The sequence below is a fragment of the Photobacterium angustum genome (assembly GCF_003026365.1).
Taxonomy (GTDB): Bacteria; Pseudomonadota; Gammaproteobacteria; order Enterobacterales; family Vibrionaceae; genus Photobacterium; species Photobacterium angustum.
Map to the genome: position 1 here is coordinate 169,303 of NZ_PYOM01000004.1, position 20,713 is coordinate 190,015.

Below are 20,713 nucleotides of genomic sequence, written 5' to 3' on the forward strand. Positions count from 1 at the left end.
TTTTCCTTTAGCAAAACATTACAGTTTAGATAAATTCATTAAAAACCGTTTCAACAGCCTTAACAAACGAAGACTTATCGCCTATAAATGAGTTTTACTCATGCATAAGGAGGTTGAATGGATAAACAACAAATTCTAATGGCAAATATGCATGTATTTAATATTGCAGCCAGAGAGCTTAGTTTTACCAAAGCGGCATCATATTTAAATATGTCTCAAAGTGCGGTAAGTCATCGAATTAAAAATTTAGAACAACAGCTTGGGTTTAAATTATTTATTCGGCTCACTCGCAAACTCGAGCTGACTCCTGAAGGTATACGGCTAAAGATGGCTGTATCACAGTCATTCGATGCTATCTACAGTGAGCTTAATGACATCAAACACAATGAACTAAGTGGTGAGTTGTTTATTGGTACCTCAAATAATTTTGCGGCATCATGGCTTATCCCTCGTTTAACATCTTTTCAAAAGCGCTACCCCAACCTTGATGTCCGTATTCAAGTTAAAGACTCAATTCATGACTTTAGGTATGAGCCTATCGACTTAGCGATTTATTACATCAAGCCTAATCATCCTGATTTACATACCGAATTATTATTTAATGAAAACCTGATCCCTGTTTGTAGCCCTCAATATGCACAACAGTTAGGATTAATTGAGAAAGGTATTAAGGGTTTAGAAGAAGCAACATTTATACACCGAACACAATCGAAAGCTTGGCCCAGATGGCTAACAGCAAACAATAGTGATATTGATTGTTACCAAAAAACCTATAGTTTTAATCAAAGTAATTTGTATATAACAGCGGCAATAAACTCATTAGGCATTGCTATTGGACGTCAACAGTTAATAGAAAAACCATTAGCATCAGGGCAACTCGTGACCCCTTTTTCAGCTATACCATCAGATTTAAACTACTATATTGCCTGCATGAAAGGGATGGAAGAACGGCCTAAATACCTTGCCTTTAAAAACTGGCTACAAGAACAAATAAATATGTGATGTGGAGAATCAAATGGAATTGAGTGTAGGACAAGTTGCAAAACGCGCAGGCGTCAGTGTTTCGGCGTTACATTTTTACGAACAAAAAGAGCTTATTCTTAGTTATAGAACTGCGAGCAACCAGCGCCGTTATAAGCGCTCTGTACTGCGCCGTATTGCCGTAATAAAAGCAGCACAAAATGTAGGCTTAACATTACAAGAAATAAAGCAAGCTTTAGCTCATATTCCCTTAAACGAAAATGTAAAAAAAGAGCAATGGGAACAACTTTCTACACTTTGGCATCAAAAGCTTGAAGATAAAATGAATGAGTTAAAACAACTACAAAACCAGTTAGGCAGTTGTATTCAATGTGGCTGCTTATCAATGGAAAGTTGCGCGCTATATAACAATAATGATGTTAACGGCATCACCTCACCAGGCGCTAAGTTAATCACACCAAAGAGTAATAACTAGATTCAACTTTTCTTCTTAACGTACTAAACCTTCTTAAGAGCCCAGTCTCAAGTGGGCTCTTTGGTCACTTCATAAGATCAATAATTAAGGTTTGATCGCTTTAGTTGCGATTAATGTATCCATGTGTTTTTCAATAATAAATCGTGGTGTCGGGTGTTGGTCTTCATAGAACCCTGCGAGTAAAAAGCCGGCTTCCATTTGAAGGCCAATTTGTTGTGACAAGGTATGACCAAAAATTATTGCCTCACCTTGTTCTAATTTTTGTTGATATTTCTCATTCGATAAGCTCTCAATATCTGAATAAGGCAAAATGAAATTCGGCTTTATCAATCCTCGTTTCTCCAATAATTCCGAACGTTCAAAAATAAACAATACTGGGTTATAAAAGCTCGCCAACAATATACCGCCAGACACCAGAACACGATAACACTCGGTCCATAGACGCGTTAAATCAGGGATATATAGGTTTGAAATCGGCGAAACTATATAATCAAAGATGTTATCCTCTAACATATTCAAGTCTGTCATATCAGCCTGAATTGCTCTCAACATTAAACCGTCTCTTTTAGCAACAAACTCATCTTTTGCGAGTTGTTCTAAAGAAATATCAACCACGGTTACGTCAGCACCAGCGGCAGCTAATACAGGTGCTTGTTGCCCACCAGCAGAAGCTAAACAAAGGATTTTCTTACCTTGGATATCTTTAGGTAGCCAATCACTAGGCAGCGGTTTTTTCGTAATATGTACCGACCAAGTCCCAGCTTGGGCTTGCTTAATAACCTCCGTATCGACGGGCAACGTCCATCTACTGCCACTTTTCGCTAAGTTATCCCAGACAGCGCAGTTATACTTGATAATATCTCTCAAAATTCGTCTCCTGATATATAAACGTCTTTATTATTTAATTCAATAAACTGCTTATTTTGAATTTCAATTAAGCGCTGGCACCGAACCTTGCTAATAAACATTTCATCATGCGAAATAATTAAAAGTGTACCTGGGTAACTTGCGAGAATACTGCTGACATGTTCTTTTGTTTCAATATCTAGGTTATTTGTTACTTCATCTAAAATCAGTAACTTCGGGTTTAACATTGAAATAATACAAAGTGATAGTCTGGCTTTTTCACCACCCGATAAGTGATTGACGGTCTTAAATACCTCTTCGTTATTTTTAAATAAAAACTCGTTCAGTTTATGTCTAACCTCTTGTACACTCCATTCAGGTTTTATTTCTTTTACACTGTCAAACACACTCAATTTATCATTAAGATTTTCATAATGTTGATCTAAATATCCAATATCATTGGCACCAATTAAACGCCAAGAACCTTGAATATCAATATTATTTTCACCAAGCAGTGCTTTAATAAATGACGATTTACCGGTCCCATTTTTACCTTTTAGAACAACCCGATCTCCTGACATTATTCGAAAGTTTATATTTTCTAAAATTGATGCTTGTTCATCTTTATATTTAAGATAACCTTCAGAAATAGATAGAATATATCCCTTAACCTGATCATACTGGTTAATATCGAAATGAGGATGTATGTCTTCTATAAAATGTAAATTTTTCAGCTTATCTCTAAGGGCGGTTTGACTTTGTGTAATGACGGCTTTCTTTTGGTTTGCTGTAGTATTACTTCGGTTCATTGCAGCCTTACTAACAACCGTTGGCCATTTCCTGTTATCAATCTGTTTTTGCCCTTTGGCTTTACTATTTGAAGCTCGTTTTTGCTCTTTCATTCGCTTCTGGTGTACTAATTTCTTTTCTTTCTCAAGCTGATTTATCTCACTGGTTATTCGATGACTTTTATACCGTTTCTCTTGTTGGTAATCACTATAACGACCATTAAAAACCGCTATCTTCTCAGAGGCAACATCCCAAATGATATGTGTGACTTTGTCAATCAATTCAATATCATGAGTGACTATAATCAATGTGCCATAAAAATATTTGAGCATATTAATTAAGCTCTTACGATTATCCTCATCAAGGTTATTCGTCGGTTCATCGAGAATTAAAATATCAGGATATTTTGATAACGCCTTAGACAAGCGTTTATTAAAGCGTTGTCCACCACTGAGTTTCATGTTGTGTGTATCCAATTGGCTAACATAACCAATCACTACATCATTTGAAATATCAATAGAGCCTTCACTCGGTGAAAGCTTACCAATAATGGAGTTAAGTAAACTTGTTTTTCCACTCCCATTGCGACCGATAATCGCAATACGATCGCCTTCATTCACCTGAGTAGTAAAATTATTGAATAGCACTTTTGAATTATTGGACAACCCTAAATTATTAAATCGAATATGCATATATCCTCCTAGAGACAGGGCATAATTCAGCTTAACTTAGGTGATATGACAATTTTTCTATACGTAGTAAAAGTATAAATAATTGAAATACGAGATTTTATAGATTACTAAGCTAAGCCTACTAACCCTGTGTTCAGTATTAAATGATTATGTTATTTAAAATGAATACAGGCGTTATTTGTTCACTTGGCTTAGCTTCCTATTTAGATGCGGGGAATTTACTCTTTTAAGATAATGGATCTTATTTTTGATTACAACATAAAATTATGCATTATTTAGTAATTTCAAAAAACTAGATATACGATTATTTTAATTAATAAATGTATATCTGTAGTGAAACAGTGATTTACAAATAACTCTTAAAAATTGAACTGTGACTCGTAATACTAAGCCACAGCTCGTTTAAAAAAGTAATTAAACAATCACTAATTATTAATCACTTACATTCATCTAAATACTAATTAGCTGCTTGTAATTCAATGGCATGATGCTCATCTGCAGACTTTAGCATTTTACGGATAATTGCCGAACATATCAGTGCAATCAAAACCATTACCACAGCAAGGATTGTTAACAATTGGAAATAGTTACCATATAGGTTCTGTACCACTTGCTGGGTGACTTGTTGTCCTTTTTCTAGTGCCACACTCGTTGAAACAACAGCACCCAGAATACCACTTAGTGCTTGAGCGATATAAAAGAGGCTCACTGAGAAATTTTCAATGGCTTTAGGCGCTACAGATAAAACAAACGCGACTACAAAGCTTCCCACAATGACTTCGCCAATAGACATAAAGGCATATACAGAGAAGAATACGTTAGGGCTAATGATTGCATCTTGACCTACATTTGTTACTGCTAATGTTAAGATGCCAAAAGATATTGCAACCAGAACAAATGCAATCGCAATTTTAGTGCCAGCAGAGATTGGACGCCCTTTCTTCTCCATTGAAGTGAAGAACCATGTAACAAGTGGGCCACCAACGATACACCATAGCGGATTCATAGCCATTGCCGATTCTGGTGCAATGGGGATGAAACCAAATAAATCACCACGCATAGTGTTAATTGTTACCATGGTCATTGATGTCATCATTTGACCGTAGTAAACAAAGAAACACGTTGTTAGTAACGTCATAATAAACATGGTACCAATACGAAGCCCTTCCGACTTTGTACCACGAAACATAAGTACAAACAGGTACAAAAGTGCTGCACCACCAATGATATACACAATATACTGCCCTACATCCATGTTAGAAAACATGAAGAAAACAAGCGCTATCATTGCAATTGAAATAACGATGAAAGACATTATATTTTTTGTACTGACAGTATTTTCTTGTTCATTATCAGAAGAGAGTTTAGATAATGGCTTATGCATGACAAGTAGTACAATAAAAGCCACAGCTGCAAGTATACATGACAGACCGAAACTACCATTAAAACCAATACCAAATACAAATAAAGGGAAAAGGTATTGACCCAGTAGAGCGCCAAGATTGTTGACTGAGTAGTTTAGTGGGTAACAGTTTTCAAAATCAGCTTCAGATTTAAAAGTACGCTTATAAAGGCTAGGATAAGAAGGTGCCATCATGCCTCGGGCATAACTTGCTAAAGCGATACCGACCAAACTTAATGGAATATTTGCCGATGACGCACCTATTACTAATAAGGCGTAACCAAGGGCAAATGCCCCATATGCGATCGTTAGTGATCGATAAGAGCCCAACAATTTATCAGCAATAAACCCACCAGCAATCGCAAAAAGTGGACCAATAGAAGAAAACGCGCCAACAACCATCATTGTATCGGCTTCGCTATAATTAAGATCTTCTAAGAAAAAGCGAGTCAATATGATCATGACTCCATAGAACGATAAGCCAAACATTGCTTGGCAAAACATCATCGATTTATTTAATTTATTCCACATAATCGTCTCATTTTATAAGTGCTTTCCCTAGTGCTATTAATCTCTTTAAAATGTTAACACCTCAGAATTAATAGCATTACTTGCATCACTTACGTTTTCATCTCTCTCAAGTTTCAGTGTATAAATTTAACTACAGAGACGTCTGAATGATAAAAATCATGATATAAATAAAAGCAATAAAGCTTCATTAAATACAATAATTTCAATTTCAAAAAATATATAAAACCAAAGTATTAAGAAATTTCACCATCCAAAAAAATCAAAAGGTGAATCTTTACTTATTACCTTAAGTTATATACATCCATAAACGTAAATGCCCTTACGCATACCAATTAAGCATGCGAAGTTAGATTGCCATTAACATTTATAAAAAATAGTGAGGAAAATCCAATTTAAAGAATTTTTCGCCTTAAAATCTCAACTAAATAAGATAAATATTTCTCATTTAGATTTATATGTAATTTATATGACTGTAAATGCAACACTTTTGCAACATAAACCCCCATTGGTATCTATATATTATCTACCTGCAAATTTTAACTTACACATAAAAAAGCCCCTTATAAAGGGGGCCTTAATATTTATAAACAAGATAATACTATTATAAATTAGTTTGGAATTAAAAAGTGTAAGTTAAATATCTAAGTATTTAATTTACTCTATTAAAATAATTATCTATAACAAATCATCATTCAGATATTGGCGTTTCATGTAAGTACAACCAACGCAGTTTTTCACTTGATGTATCAATTATTGCTGTTGAAATTCGTTTTTTATATTGGTGGCACTCGTGATGAATTTCACAATAGCGAATCGTAACAATCCCTTTATCGTCAAAAATAGGAACAATATCTTCAATCATTATTTCAAGTTTAGGTCGCTTTCCAAGAGAACTGGTGAACAGTTGTTTTACTTCAGGGAGTCCAATTACCTTCCCTTGCTGAGTAATCATTGTAAACTCTGGCTCAAAAGAAGATATTAACTCCTCCATCACCTCAAGTCCTTTTCCATTTCTATCGGTGAAAACTTGTTGTATCCATTTATGAAGCGTGTGTATATTTTCTGATGCAAGCATGATTGCTTTATTCATAATGTTACCTTTTGTCTTTTTACAATAAATATAAGTGTGAAAATACCAATTAAAACCGCGATCAAATATGTAAGATGGTAAGCATCAGCATTTTGGAAATGGGCATTCATACAAAACAAATTAAATAACATAGTAAAAAAAGCAGCACCTACACAGAATGAAATCTGTCGATTAATATTCCAAATGACACTGCCTTTAAGCATCTGATGTTCATCAAAGTCCATCAATGCTGTGGTCTGAGCACAGTTTGCCCCTAGGCCTCCTCCCAACCCCATTAATATGTATGCCAAAATAATTACATATATTGGTGAGCCTAAATGGACCCACAGTAGACTCGCAACACCTGCACTGTGTATAAGTAAACTGATAACAAACAGTTTTTTCGGCCCAATATGATTGTAAGTTTTTCCACAAGCAATAATGGCAATAAATGCACCAATACCGTATAAAATCATAAACATACCGGTCTTATCTGCACTAAAATGTAAAACGTCTTGTAAAAAGAAAATATTAAGTAGATTGATGCCAGTAAATACGCCAGGAATGGCGTAATAAATAATAATCGATAATGTCAGCTTATTATTTTTGAATAAACTTAAATTAATTATTGGATCGTGGTGGTTTTTATCATGTTCGATATAAATACCCACCAATATTAAAGCAGCAACAATAGCAAAGGTTCCAATGAGTTCTGCTTTTATCCCATACTGACTATTCGAATAAATTGACATACCAACTAATAGTGCAATCAAAGCAGTACTGACTAGAAATAGGCCCTTAATATCAGGTCGTTCACTGTCTGCTTTATTATCATTATCAACCCAATGCCATGCCAGTATGGATACGATGATTGAGAGTGGTGCACTGCTAAAAAATACCCAATGCCAGGATAAATGTTCAACGATCAGTCCCCCTATCGTAGGTGATATGGCTGGCGCGATTAATGCGACCATCATAATAAAAGTTGATACCTTAGCTCGTTGTTTTTGTTGGAAAAGACTAAACGTTAATGACTGACCGATTGGAATCATTAACCCTCCTCCAATACCTTGTATAAATCGCCAACCTATCAATTCATATAAACTCGTTGATAAACCACAGAAAAATACTGAGCATCCAAATAAGGCCATAGAAAAACTTAAAACGTTTCTAGAGCTATAACGACTGGCTAACCAAGTACTCATAGGAATAACTAACGTCATTCCGAGAATGTACGAATTTGCAACCCATGCGACATTTACAGTACCAGTATTGAACGTGTTCGCAATTGAGGGAAGCGCAATAGCCGACATAAAAATATTGATACAGTCGAGGAAAAAACTAATTAAAAAAACTGATGCTATTTTGTAGCGATAACTCACATCGATACCTTTCTTCTTGAAGTGATATATACCAACAGATTAAATAGTTCACCAGATGTAATAAATAACCTAAAATTCACAAAATTAGTGATTTTTTTTGAATAATGAGATGGTATGGATCTGCTTAAATCAATAGAAACTTTTCAGCTAGTTGTTGAACATAAAAGCTTTTCAGGCGCAGCCCATGCTATGAACTTAGTGCCATCGGCTGTTAGTCGACAGGTGAGTGAGTTAGAAAAATGGTTAGGCGTACGTTTGTTACAACGCACAACGCGCAGTATAGGTTTAACCACTGAAGGGCGAGCATACTTAGCCAAAATGGCGTTGATAAGTCAGAACGTTGAAGAGTTAAAAGGCGTGACACCAGCAACAGCAACACTGAAAGGAGAATTACGGATTACAGCACCATTGATTCTTGGTAAGTATACTTTACCGTCCATATTATCACTGTTCAGAAAACAACATCCTGAGGTGAAACTTTCCCTTTTTCTAACGAACAGACATGTAAACCTGATCGAAGAGGGGTATGACTTAGCGCTTCGAGTTGGTGAATTAGTTGATTCAGAATTAATTGCACGCTCATTAGGGGAATACAAAATAAAAACTGTTGCCACTGCAAATTATATTCAACGCAATGGTGAGGTACATATACCTCAAGATCTTAAGCAACATACATGTTTGATTAATAGCGACAGACAAACACCAAGGCGCTGGACTTATCAGATGAACGACAAAGTCATTCAAATAAAAGTAAATGGTGAAATAGAGTCGAATGATTCTGACGTTTTACGAGAGTTCTGCTTGCAAGATCAAGGGATTCTTCAGTTACCAGATTTCCAAACAAACCATCTAGTTAAAAAGGGAGAGTTAATTGAAATACTCTCACAATATAGTCCACCGCCACAACAGATCTCTCTGCTATTTACACGTAATAGACTCATGGGGCCAGCACAACGAACTTTGATTGATTTTTTAGTAAGCCAATTTGATAAGAGTCCTATTGAAGAACCAATCCGATAATGCTCGTAACTAAAGTGACACAGCTATCTTGCAAAAGTTATTGTCGATGTCGTGGCTTAATAAAAATATTGATAACTGAATATGGGGAAAACCGTACCTATTAATAATAAGCTAATCTATGCCAGCTTTAATGGTCACAGGTATCATTAAACCCTCATCAACCTCAAGTTATAGATTGACTCTAGGCTAATAACCCTACTTTTCTCCACTCTTATGGCTGCCCCTATACTCTAATAGAGCGATAGATGTTACTAAATGAGCATCTATTCCTTCTGAGTCGACCATTTAGCAACATCGTAATCGGGATGAGAAATGAATTTCAGGACCTTATGGTAAATAGCATCATATATACCGTAGAAGTATCAATAAGTTACAAAAAGTGACATATAGGTTACAAATGGTCTTATTCGTTATTGTTTAATAAATGAACTTTAAACGAATTAAGAATGAGTAATGATATGACATGTAAAGCCACTACAGCGGCAATACTAATTTCAAGCACTCTCATGAGTAATGTTGCATTAGCAAAAGCTGGACCTTATATCGGTGTAAATGTCGGTGCTGGTCGTATGGACACTGTGAGTATTGGGCATGAGAATGCAAAATATAAATTAAAAGAAGAGTTAGGGGGATTAGCTGCAGGTCTAGATATCGGCTATCTATGGGAACAAGAAAAATTAGAGTACGGTGCTGAGTTTGGTTTCGACACATACGCTGAGAACTCTTATAAATTAGATGATCAAAACAGCAAATACAAAGGTTATAATTTCGATCTTTTGAGTGTTGTAAAATATAAATTCAACCCGCAATGGAGTTTATTCGGAAAAGCCGGCATTGCATATGTAAACCAAAAAACAACTGGCGATACAAAGAAAAATTTAAATGATAATAACAAAGAAATTAAGCCAAAAGCAGCGTTCGGAGTTGGTTACAACATTACTGAAAATTTAGAAATTAATGCCGAATATAGCCATGTATTTGCCTCTACGCCAAACAAATTAACCGATAGAAATGTAACTAAAGATAATTACAACGAAATAGCCTCTGTTGATATGCTCACCATTGGTACCAAATATAGTTTTTAATACTACATTTTAAAAAAACCTAATAGAAATAAAGAACTCAAAGCTTTTAGTTATCTAGTTTTGAGTATACACGGAAATAAATATGAAATATAAAAAATACTCAAAGAAACTATTAAGCCTTTTGATTTTAAGTTCATTAGGTACTAGTTTGATCGGATGTGGAAGTGGAAGTGGAGGTGGGGATGAAGATCACTCTCATTCAGAATCCCATGGCTCATTTGATACTCAAAAAACTAGTTTTTTTCCAATTAGTGGACTTGCATTGGATAATAACGAAGTAACCAAAAACCATCTAGGTGATAGTTCTTTAGCTGTTTTTGATTATAAAAATATGGATGGTGAAGTTGATCTACCAAGGTTTGGTACTGTGCGCAATCAAGTAGTGGTAGAGATTCCTAATTCAGAGATCACGGGATTAAACGATGATGAAGATGGAATAACTAACGACCTTGAAGCTATTTGTAAATTAGATAATACTTATTATCTAGCGGCTGAGAGTGGTTACCATCAGGGTAAATTTGGTCGTATATTCCTTATTGAACGAGATCCTACTCCTAAGGCACTAGACTCAGGATTGACAATAGTAAAAACCTATACTCAAGGCATAAATCCAGATGACTTTGCTGATGCAAGCTTTGAAGGGTTAGCTTGCGCAGCATCGACTGTTGTTCAGGGAACTTATAATATACTTCTTGGTGATAGAAAATCAGGAAAATTATATTCAACTAAAATAGATCCACTAGAAGACTCCCTAACAAATGGTAGGACGGCACTTGATCTAAAACTCGTTGGTCAAATTAATGCACCATCAGAATGGGATACAAAACGAAGCATCTCAGATCTATTCTATAATACAGAAGAACATACTTTATATGGTGTGGCTTCTTCTGATCCTGGTGATGATAGTGCTAAACAACCTCATTCAACGATTTATCAAGCCACTCATCCATTCCACTTGGAAGATGATCAATTTATTCAAAATATTAGTAGCCCAGAAAAAATTGATATAAAGAAACTTCGCGATTTTCCACATGACAAAGTCGAGGGGATTACTGGTTATAATATGAAGGACGGTATATTCTGGGGCTCGGATAATGATAAGAAAGGATCTAATAATGGTTATTTTTACGAATATTAATTACATAAGTAATTAAAAAATCATATTATATAGCATTTTACCCTTAATTATTTGATGAAAATTACGCACGCTTAAATAGGTATATTTGAGCGTGCTACTATATTTGGTTTTAAAAATAAAAATATGAATAAACTTTTAAAAGTTTTCCTCTCTTTAAGTACTTCTATTATCTTTTTCCCCAATATATCTGCTGCAACAGAACGAATAAATGTTCCAGTTGCAAACATGCATGAGGCTGCGAATGAAAATAGTTCAATTGTCTCTCAAGCTATATATGCAGAAAAAGTCAAAATCATCAAGAAAGATAGTAACTGGTTTTTAATACAGTCAAATGATGACTATCAAGGATGGGTCAAAAGTGATGAGATTATTGATGTTAACAACTATTTTGAGAGTGGTAATATAATTACTACGCTAAGTAGAGAACCACTTATTTACCGCTCTCCTAGTACAGGGGAGTATAAACCATTATTAAAACTACCTTTTGGTGTAAAGTTAACATCAATAGACAATACAGACAAAACAGAACAAAGATGGATAAAAGTCCGACTTCTTGATGGTAAAACAGCTTGGATTCAACGAGGAGATATACGTGTTGGTCTTGATAAGCTTAACATGGCAGAAATGATTAACTTATCCCAAGCTTTCATTGGAGCTCCATATACATGGGGGGGCAGATCTAGCTTTGGATTTGATTGTTCAGGTTTTGTTCAACAAATGTATAAAACAATGGGAGTATCTCTACCCAGAGATTCTAAGCCACAATCAGAGTGGGATGGTTTTAGGAAAGTATCAAAAGCATCTCTTAAACCCGGTGACCTTCTCTTTTTTGGTGAAACAAAAGTAACCCATGTTGGAATGTTTTTAGCTAATAATAATGGACGTCTCGAGTTTATTGATGCAACCGTATCAAATAATTTAGGTCATAATGCGCCCTACCTTCAAATCAGTAATTTAAATGCTCCCTATTGGAAAAAGCTTTATCTGGGTGCTAGAAGACTAATTAACCCCTCTAAGTCATAAATAGCTCAAAAAGAGATTTAGTGGATAGATAACTAAAGATAGCCTGCATTTAAATTATTGTTGGCTATTTTTTATTTAATATAAGCCATCTCTCTTTTCATTTTTTAAGATAAAATAATAACGTGAAATGTCTATACTCATCAGTGAGCATAGCTTTATCTAATTTTGGAATTAGTCACAAATATTTTCAAGTATAATATTTTCTATAAGCAGAATTTATTCTCTCATTTCATACAAGATAGATAAAAACATAAGCATCTCGAAATAAGTTCTCTATCTTTAACTAATATAATTTCGTAATGTGATACTACTCTCCGTCTGATTGAGTTTAACCATATCAAAATCAATGAGGACTACTGCGCCGAAAAAGATGATGTCGTTATAATGTTAGCTCTAACATAATGTTATGAGGTAATAGCTAAAGATACGGATAACCTCTTATTCAAATACGTCCCAAGAGAGCTACACACCTTTTCTTGATTCCATCACAACAAAATTTTGTTCATACTAAGCAAGTCCTCAAATTCTATCTGCTCAGTCAAATGATAAACAAGCCTATAGGAATTCAAAGTCTTACATACTTTCTATCAAAAGCGTGGAAATCAAGTTAATGGAACTCGGCTCGATTTGAACCCACTTTCACGTTCAACAGTAATTAAAATCATAAAATTCATAAGTGCATTTTAATCCTTAGGGATAAGCGATCATGAAATAAATGCAACACTTAATTGATTAGCACTGCATTTATAAACAATATTAATGTTTTAGAAGTGAGTCGATTTAAGTACGTTTACTACGAACCGCAATGGCCTCAATTTCAATTTTCACATCCTTTGGTAGACGAGAAACCTCAATAAAAGATCTTGCTGGATATGAGGCATTTAATGTATCGAAGAACTTTCCATAGACTTTATTAATAGCTTCGAAATCATTCATATCTTTTACGAAAATTGTCATCTTTACAATATCAGAAAATTTCAAACCAGAGCCTTCAACGATAGCTTTAACATTTTCTAAGGACTGATATGCTTGTTTTTCAACATCTACAGGTACTTCACCTGTGATTGGATTTATAGGAATTTGGCCTGAAGTTAAAACCATACTACCAAGATCAACTCCTTGAACATATGGACCTATGGCAGCAGGAGCTTTATCTGTATGGATAACTTGAGGATCCATAGTGGTGAGAGCTTTATTATCATGATGCTTTATTTGTGTAAGGTTATTTGCAAATGAGAATTGACTCATAGAAGCAATCGCTAATGTAATAGTGATTGAAAGAAATTTTTTCATAAATGCTTTCCTTAAAATGTAATCATTAATTAATTAATAAATGAATTAAACAGGTTATAAATATAACAAATATTAATCTGAATATAAGATGAATATAATAATTAACAATAACACCTTATAAAACATTGATTATAAAAAATGCTATTGGTTTTCTATTAGAAAGCTCATTAGGGTTAAAAAATATATATAAAAATCAGGAAGCCTTTTATTTCTACATATAGGAGAAAATATTATATTCATTCAAAAAATTATAATTAAAAAATTTTGTTTACATTGAGGTTACACTAACAACTTAAATTAAGCTATATTTAGAATAGTATGTACTTTAACCTAATTATAAGATGACGTTACTTTATCCGATATTCCTTTCAGTGAGCTTATTCTCGAGTAGTACTCATGAACCATCTACGTTAGAGTCATGGCTAGATTTTTACAATGGACTATGGAATGAAAGTGATCTTGTAATAACTCAAAACTCAATCGCTCAATATCCTAACCAACTACTTATTACAAATGCTCAGTATCCAGATTTCGAGCATTTTTCATGGCATGATCTAGAACAATTATCACAAGTAATTCAAGAATGTAAGGCTCCGGACGTTTATAATCCCTTACTAGGAAGTGCTATTGAATTTGAACTTTATCGTTGTAAAAATATTCCTATACCTTACTCATGGTTTTTAGCACATGAGAAAATTCACCCAGCAGGTGGAACATTTGCTGATCGCTATTTTGAGAACGTTAAAACATACGATAATAAGGTTAATACTTTATTTTCTGGTGATAATCCATCCCACCCCCTTAATGACATATTCAAAAAAATTTCAAAAAAAGGGAGAGATGCTCTTCTTTCAGGTTATCGTGCTTGGTTAGAACCAGATGCTCTCTGGCTTAACGGAGGTAGTGGGTGGAAACGTATCCCAAATAATAAGTGGCAACCATTTGCAAAAAAACTTGAAATATCTATCAATGCGAATCAATGTAACTTTCGATACAGTAACCTTTGCATAGCAAACAACAAACCTGAAAATAATATCATTGTTTTATTTTCCACGATTCTTTCATTTTTCTTAATCATATTGTTAGGACGCACACTATATCTAAAACGTAAACAGAGTCGAGACAAGCGTTTTATTTTACAGTTATTGACACATGAGCTTCGTACGCCTATTGCAAGCCTAGGAATGACAGTGGGACTTTTCCGACAAGAGTTTGATAGTCTGAATGATAATTCGCAAAATGCTTTATGGAGACTGATTGAAGATTATGAACGTCTTTCTCAACTTACTGATGCAAGCAAAAGTTATCTAAGTTCTAAGTATAATCAAAAGTACACATATCAAAAGGCAAATATAAAAGATTGGCTGGAGTACAATTGTGAACAACATAATATTAATTTCAATTTAGATGAAGAAAAAACGCTTAAGCTTCCTTATTATTGGCTAACGATCTGTCTAAACAACCTTATAATAAATGCTAAACAGCATGGAAAGTCACCAATAATAATTGAGGTTACAACTCAAGATCGTCTAATGGTTATTGTTAAGGATTCTGGAAACTTTCCCTACTTTTGGCAACGAAAAAGCTCAAATCAAGTTTTGAATAAAAACAATATGGGAATTGGCCTGAGTTTGGTTAGCCATTTAATGGAACATATTGGAGGAAAAGTTATTTTAAAAAGACACCCTACCCGTTTAATCTTAGAGCTCCCATTATGAATAAAATTCTATTAGTAGAGGATGACCAACTCCTAGGACAAGGTCTTCAAGCATTTTTACAATCTAACGGTTATCATTGTACGTGGGTTGAAAGTGCCCAAGATACTGAAAAAAAATGGATAAATGCTGACATCGTGATTCTCGATCGACAACTTCAAGATGGTGATAGTCTTAGCCACCTTCCTCGGTGGCTACAAAAAAAAGCATTACCTGTTATTGTTTTGACAGCTAAGGTCGATATTGAAGATAGAATTGAAGGGTTAATGTGCGGTGCAAAAGACTATATGATAAAGCCTTTTTCTCAAGAAGAACTATTAGCACGCATCATTACTCATTTACGCCCTATAGGTTCAAGTGCTATTGTCTATAAATCACTTTCAATTGATACATCTATGCGAGAAGTGCGTGATATAGATGAACAAATAATTCTAAAGCCGAAAGAGTTTCAACTTCTCTTATTATTGGTACAAAATCAAGGACGTGTTTTTCATCGAGATGAATTACTTAATAAAATTTGGGGGTATCAAGCATTTCCTTCAACACGTACAGTAGATAATCATATATTACGACTACGAAACAAATTACCTTGTCTAGACATTGAGACACATCGTGGTATCGGATATCGCTTAATGGAGCATTTATGAGGTTAAATAAATGTATTTCTCTTACGCTGTTAACTTTTTCAATTAACGCTTTTTGTCAACCTGAAGACTACTCATTATTTCGTAATACACCAATGCGATCAACAATGGATACTTTACTTAATGATATGCCTCAACAAGCATGGCAAGAGTTATTATTAGCGATAAGTCAAAATAATATTAAGCCTAAAATATGGTTACCTGTTAAAGAGGCCATATTATCAAAATCAAATTGTGGTCACCTATTCAACCAAAATGTTAATAGTGGATATACTCAACTAACATTATCAATAATTAGCCGAATAAATCACTCAAGTAGTGGTTATCAAATAAAAATATCGGCAGAACAAGTAGGAAATAATAATAACTTTATTCTTTTTGACTCTAGTGGTGAGATAATCCTTAAGGGGAAATGGAATAAAAATCTTACCTATCAAGAATGGGAAACAAAAGATCTTGTTAGCCAACCTAAAAATGGTGTCTATAAGTTAGTCTCTAATAATAGTGAAATTCCTATGATTATATCTAACTATAACACTAAAGATTGGCTTATTCCTGAGCAATTAAATAGTAATAAGCTAAAATTAAACTTTCCAAAATTAAATAATAACTGTGCAGTTCCTAGTATTTTCCTTCAATGGTTTGATGCTAATTATAATCAGCTAGGTAAAAATATAGTTATAAAAAAACAAGGAAAAGAGATCACGATTAAAAAAGAATTTCATCCCCCGTTAGGCGCATATAATCTTAGAGCTACGACTATGGCTTATGAGTATCAACCAGGAATTAAAGTTCAATATATTCATAGGGTTGCAGTTCCATTCATAAATTTAGACAGATAGGTGACAATTTAAATTCACTTATCGTTTCTACTAGATGACATGTTATATTTATTATGGAATAAAAACGTGTCATTACATAGAGTAAAATATTCTTATATGATAGGGGTTTTTATAGCAACCTCTATTTCATCAAGTTTATCAGCCATGCCCACACAGGCTATTCAATTAAAATCTGTTGATATAGAACCAAATTCTCTCGCAATAAAGTGGGAAGAAAGTATAATAAATCAACAGGCTCTTAACGTTAATGGTATCCCACAAAAAGCAAGCAATATCGTTAATATCTCAAAATCTGAAGCTTCTTGGATTTTAAAACCAAGTAACATAAAAGTTAATGCTAAATTGAATACTAACTTAACATTATCTTTTAAGCTAGATCCTGAAAATAAAATAGAAAGAAATAAACCTCTAACACTTACATGGTTTAACTTAGAGGAAATTAAAACTAAAGAGTTATACTTGCCTTTTAGCGAAGGCATGAGAGTTCCAACATCTAATAAAACTTGGATTAAATATCTAACAGAAAACCATAATAATTCAAATACAACTCAAGATTTAAAGATGCCTTTTTGGACTGCTAAGCAAGGCAGTGAGTATATTAGCTGGCATATGGTTACTCCAACAAATAATTCACTAGTGTTTAGTAACGAAGGTAATAAGTTAGATATGTCTAGCTCACACCAATTTACTTACCTTAATTACACTAAACCTTTCACTGTCTCAATCTCTCGAGGAAAAAGTTGGCTGAGTGGTGCAAAGAATTATAGAAAATGGCGTTTAGAACACGGTTATGCATCAACTTTAATTGATAAAGAAAAGCAAAATCCGGATATAAATAAGTTTATTGGAGCTAATCAAGTTTATCTTTTTGGTTACGATGGAATAAGTGTACAAGATGTAAAAGATTGGTGGGGGTTACATAACTGGTTATTTAATAAATCGCAACTTGAGATTGAGAATCCTGAAGTAAAAGAACTAAAAAATTTAGTCAAAGGTAAAGATTGGCTTAATCATTATCAAAAGCAATTAATGGTTGACTCAATTAACCTTGCACTTAGTAAAAAGTACTCTGCGCCATTACCATCTAAGGAAAATAATACGATTGAAGACCAATTTAATGCCTCTCAAAATAAAAAAAATTGGCTTGAAAAAAATGCAAGTCAATTTTTGACTGAACCAGATAAATGGGGACAAGCTATTTCATCTGATATTGTAAATAACTTTTTGAAAGCAGGCTTAACGCGTTTGTGGTTAGGGTTTGATAATTGGATGCCAGCATTTTACCAACCTAAAGCAATAGAAAAAGCTAAAAAAGCAGGTTATTTAATAGGGACTTATGACTCTTACAATACTGCTATTCCACTTAGTTCCAATGAAGGTTGGTTAACAGCTCAAATTCCTAATCAAATTCGAAAGGAATGTGCCATTGAGCTTGCTGATGGATCTAAAAAAACAGGGTTTCGTGGCAATGGTAATTACCTAAACCCGCTATGTGAAATGGAATATGTTCAAAAGAGAATATCTGACATTATTCGTATAGGTCACTTCAATAGTCTTTTCCTAGATGTGGATGGTACTGCAATGGCGAGAGAGGATTACCATTTAATGTCTAGCGAGTCAGATATACTTAACGGCTTTAATAAAAGAATGCAGACCATAGTCGATAAACATAATATTGTATTAGGCTCAGAAGATGGTAATTCTCTCACAACCGATGGTATTGTATTTGCTCATGGTTTAGAAACCGTTGGATTTGGCTGGCAAGATAAAGATATGTATAAAAATCGACGCTCACCTTATTTTCTTGGTCGTTGGTATCCTAATCATAAGCCAGAGTTTTTCTTTAAGAAATCAGAAGTTAAAGAGCCATACAAAACATTACTTTTTTCACCTAAATACCGCATTCCACTCTATCAGGTAGTATTCCATGATGAGGTAATCAATAGCCATCACTGGCATTCTGATAGTTTAAAATTTAGTAATGTAAAGATCGAACGTGATCTAACTGCAATGCTCTATAATACACCTGCAATGGTTCACTTAAGTAGAGATGAGATGATCTCACCAGATAGTGAGAGATTGAAGCAGTTGAAGCACTATGAGCTAGGCTACAAACCGATACACGAAGTATTATGGAATAAACAGTTAATAGATTTTAATTGGCTAACTCAAGATGGCCTTGTTCAACAGACGTCTTATTCGGATGGAAGTCGAATAATTGCAAATTTTACAGATGCTCCAATTATTGTCGATAACCACAATATAAAGCCTCTGTCTATCTTAGCTGTACTTCATAACAAGAAACCTCTTTTGTGGACTCCGCTTGAAGTTGAGTGATAACAAATATGAATATCATGATTTTTTAATAAAATTATTCTATTAACTTTTTAACAATCACATCCGATAATTTGATAGGGATAAGTATAACTTTCCCTATCAAATTAACTCCTTAATGGTAGATATGTAGAAAAATATCATTCACACTCACTTCTTACTTCCAGCCAACGAGGATTGACTTCATTAGTACATCGGAATGATTTTGTGATAGTACTTCTACCTGATTGCTTTATTTCAATTTTAATCAGTAAGTCTCTATTATCATGTATTACTGAACGCTTACTTTCTCCTTCTTGGTTCAGCACTCTAAAATGATTCGCTTTACGGTATTTTTCCAAGCAACTGAGAGATAGGTGAGTCTCGGTATACATGGAAACGGCCGCTTTGTTCGCTTTCTTTTTAAAGACAATGCTATCTGTTCGTTGCAGGCACAATTTAGATGGCTCAAAAGGTCTCATACCTTCAATATGATATGACTTTATACGCGTTTTACGTTTTCCCACTGCTCGTCGATGTTTTGTTCGAATCAGTTTATATCTTTGATAAAAGTTTAACTTTTTAAGTTGCTTGTTGATCTTCGTTTTAAGCAATTCCTTAGCAACATCACGGCCGCCATAAAGCAAGCAAATCAGTATAAGAATACTTAATGTTAAATGATCACTTAACTTCATCAAGTGATCCTTGAACGTCAATACTACTGACATCGCAAGCATACTACTTAACGCTATAGTCAATAAATGGTTTAACGAAGCATTACGATAAGAGTGCAAATATTCATGCTGACAAATCGTCCAATTAGCAGCAAACTCCTCGATCTCATCGTGATAACCCGAACCATGATATGCCTTTTTTCTTTGTTCAATCGGACGCCATCCAGAAATACGATTACGTTCAATTAACAATCGATCAAGACACGACAAAACAAGCTGTAATGGTGATTCGGCACCACTCTCTCTCAACCTTTCGTAGAGTTTTAAGATCTCTTGACATGCGATGACTAAGAAGCGCTTTTGCAATAAACGAGCAGGTGCACAACGCTCAAAAAGCAGTGCAAATTGTTGATTGATATGTTCAATATGCCAACATAATGATGCTACATTTGGATAATCTTGCTCACAAGACACCGATAAACATGTAGCGCGTACTGCCCTATGAAAGGTATTTAGCCATTCTAATAATTGATTTTCTATCTCAGGGCACCATTGGCTCATCTCCATTGCAATCGCTTTTAATTCAACTTCGACTTCAAGCAAACCACCAGCACTGTGATAAATATGTATTGTACGGTACAGATCTTTTTTAATACCCTCTTCAAAATCATTGCTTGAAAAACGCTGACCATCCATATAAATCTTAATATCAACAGTCCCAGACGCTCCATTCTCTAACATCTGAGAAACCACTAGCGCATTATTTTTTTTCCATTCAATATTCATGATTACCCCTTAC

The 20,713-nt window shown here is 34.3% G+C and carries 17 protein-coding genes; 10 read left to right on the plus strand and 7 right to left on the minus strand.

From position 1 onward, the window contains the following. The first annotated feature begins 117 nt into the window (after positions 1-117). Together CTN01_RS05730 and soxR are read left to right on the plus strand one after the other, a co-directional pair. Positions 118-1,002 carry a LysR substrate-binding domain-containing protein gene (locus tag CTN01_RS05730; protein ID WP_045148552.1) on the plus strand — a complete coding sequence of 295 codons (885 nt, stop codon included), beginning with the start codon at positions 118-120 and terminating at the stop codon, positions 1,000-1,002. A 13-nt stretch (positions 1,003-1,015) separates the two neighbouring features. Next, the gene (gene soxR, locus CTN01_RS05735) at positions 1,016-1,456 is read left to right on the plus strand and encodes a redox-sensitive transcriptional activator SoxR (protein WP_005366656.1); all 441 of its coding nucleotides are present in this window, start codon (positions 1,016-1,018) and stop codon (positions 1,454-1,456) included. 84 nt (positions 1,457-1,540) lie between these two features. Here the strand turns inward: soxR and CTN01_RS05740 are convergent, their stop codons facing one another. From CTN01_RS05740 to CTN01_RS05760, 5 genes are all read right to left on the minus strand, one after another. Then, the gene (locus CTN01_RS05740) at positions 1,541-2,323 is read right to left on the minus strand and encodes a class I SAM-dependent methyltransferase (protein WP_045148554.1); all 783 of its coding nucleotides are present in this window, start codon (positions 2,321-2,323) and stop codon (positions 1,541-1,543) included. Next, a complete protein-coding gene (locus CTN01_RS05745; RefSeq protein WP_045148556.1) occupies positions 2,320-3,783 on the minus strand; it encodes an ABC-F family ATP-binding cassette domain-containing protein in 1,464 nt (487 codons plus the stop codon). The genes CTN01_RS05740 and CTN01_RS05745 overlap by 4 nt, the downstream gene beginning before the upstream one ends. A gap of 457 nt (positions 3,784-4,240) precedes the next feature. Beyond that, positions 4,241-5,716, minus strand: a complete 1,476-nt coding sequence (locus tag CTN01_RS05750) for a peptide MFS transporter (RefSeq protein WP_045083166.1) — start codon at positions 5,714-5,716, stop codon at positions 4,241-4,243. Positions 5,717-6,404: 688 nt separating this feature from the next. Continuing rightward, positions 6,405-6,806 (minus strand): hypothetical protein, encoded by a 402-nt coding sequence (locus CTN01_RS05755; RefSeq protein WP_045128214.1) that lies wholly within the window; start codon positions 6,804-6,806, stop codon positions 6,405-6,407. Beyond that, a complete protein-coding gene (locus tag CTN01_RS05760; protein ID WP_107188430.1) occupies positions 6,803-8,167 on the minus strand; it encodes an MFS transporter in 1,365 nt (454 codons plus the stop codon). The genes CTN01_RS05755 and CTN01_RS05760 overlap by 4 nt, the downstream gene beginning before the upstream one ends. Before the next feature lie 114 nt (positions 8,168-8,281). Between CTN01_RS05760 and CTN01_RS05765 the strand changes: the two genes are divergently transcribed. The 4 genes from CTN01_RS05765 (at position 8,282) to CTN01_RS05780 (ending at position 12,433) form a co-directional block, all read left to right on the plus strand. Further along, complete coding sequence (locus CTN01_RS05765; RefSeq protein ID WP_045148558.1) at positions 8,282-9,187, plus strand: LysR family transcriptional regulator; 906 nt, start codon at positions 8,282-8,284, stop codon at positions 9,185-9,187. A 446-nt stretch (positions 9,188-9,633) separates the two neighbouring features. Next, the gene (locus CTN01_RS05770) at positions 9,634-10,272 is read left to right on the plus strand and encodes an outer membrane protein (protein WP_052666592.1); all 639 of its coding nucleotides are present in this window, start codon (positions 9,634-9,636) and stop codon (positions 10,270-10,272) included. 82 nt (positions 10,273-10,354) lie between these two features. Further along, positions 10,355-11,410 carry a hypothetical protein gene (locus CTN01_RS05775; protein ID WP_080896183.1) on the plus strand — a complete coding sequence of 352 codons (1,056 nt, stop codon included), beginning with the start codon at positions 10,355-10,357 and terminating at the stop codon, positions 11,408-11,410. Positions 11,411-11,533: 123 nt separating this feature from the next. Further along, on the plus strand, positions 11,534-12,433 hold the full coding sequence (locus CTN01_RS05780) for a C40 family peptidase (RefSeq protein ID WP_052957880.1): 900 nt from the start codon (positions 11,534-11,536) through the stop codon (positions 12,431-12,433). A gap of 780 nt (positions 12,434-13,213) precedes the next feature. Here CTN01_RS05780 and CTN01_RS05785 read toward each other — a convergent pair. After that, complete coding sequence (locus tag CTN01_RS05785; RefSeq protein ID WP_045148603.1) at positions 13,214-13,612, minus strand: RidA family protein; 399 nt, start codon at positions 13,610-13,612, stop codon at positions 13,214-13,216. A 485-nt stretch (positions 13,613-14,097) separates the two neighbouring features. Here CTN01_RS05785 and CTN01_RS05790 point away from each other — a divergent pair, with 485 nt between their 5' ends. The 4 genes from CTN01_RS05790 (at position 14,098) to CTN01_RS05805 (ending at position 19,264) form a co-directional block, all read left to right on the plus strand. Next, the gene (locus CTN01_RS05790) at positions 14,098-15,444 is read left to right on the plus strand and encodes an ATP-binding protein (RefSeq protein ID WP_249033676.1); all 1,347 of its coding nucleotides are present in this window, start codon (positions 14,098-14,100) and stop codon (positions 15,442-15,444) included. Beyond that, entirely contained in the window at positions 15,441-16,088 is a 648-nt protein-coding gene (locus CTN01_RS05795) for a response regulator transcription factor (protein WP_107188431.1), read from the plus strand. Before CTN01_RS05790 ends, CTN01_RS05795 begins: the two co-directional genes overlap by 4 nt. Continuing rightward, positions 16,085-16,927 (plus strand): DUF2861 family protein, encoded by an 843-nt coding sequence (locus CTN01_RS05800; protein WP_045148563.1) that lies wholly within the window; start codon positions 16,085-16,087, stop codon positions 16,925-16,927. The genes CTN01_RS05795 and CTN01_RS05800 overlap by 4 nt, the downstream gene beginning before the upstream one ends. Before the next feature lie 96 nt (positions 16,928-17,023). Beyond that, a complete protein-coding gene (locus CTN01_RS05805; protein WP_107188432.1) occupies positions 17,024-19,264 on the plus strand; it encodes a glycoside hydrolase in 2,241 nt (746 codons plus the stop codon). Positions 19,265-19,401: 137 nt separating this feature from the next. On the opposite strand, the gene CTN01_RS05810 is transcribed toward CTN01_RS05805, so the two are convergent. After that, entirely contained in the window at positions 19,402-20,700 is a 1,299-nt protein-coding gene (locus tag CTN01_RS05810; RefSeq protein WP_107342112.1) for a hypothetical protein, read from the minus strand. Positions 20,701-20,713 lie beyond the last annotated feature (13 nt).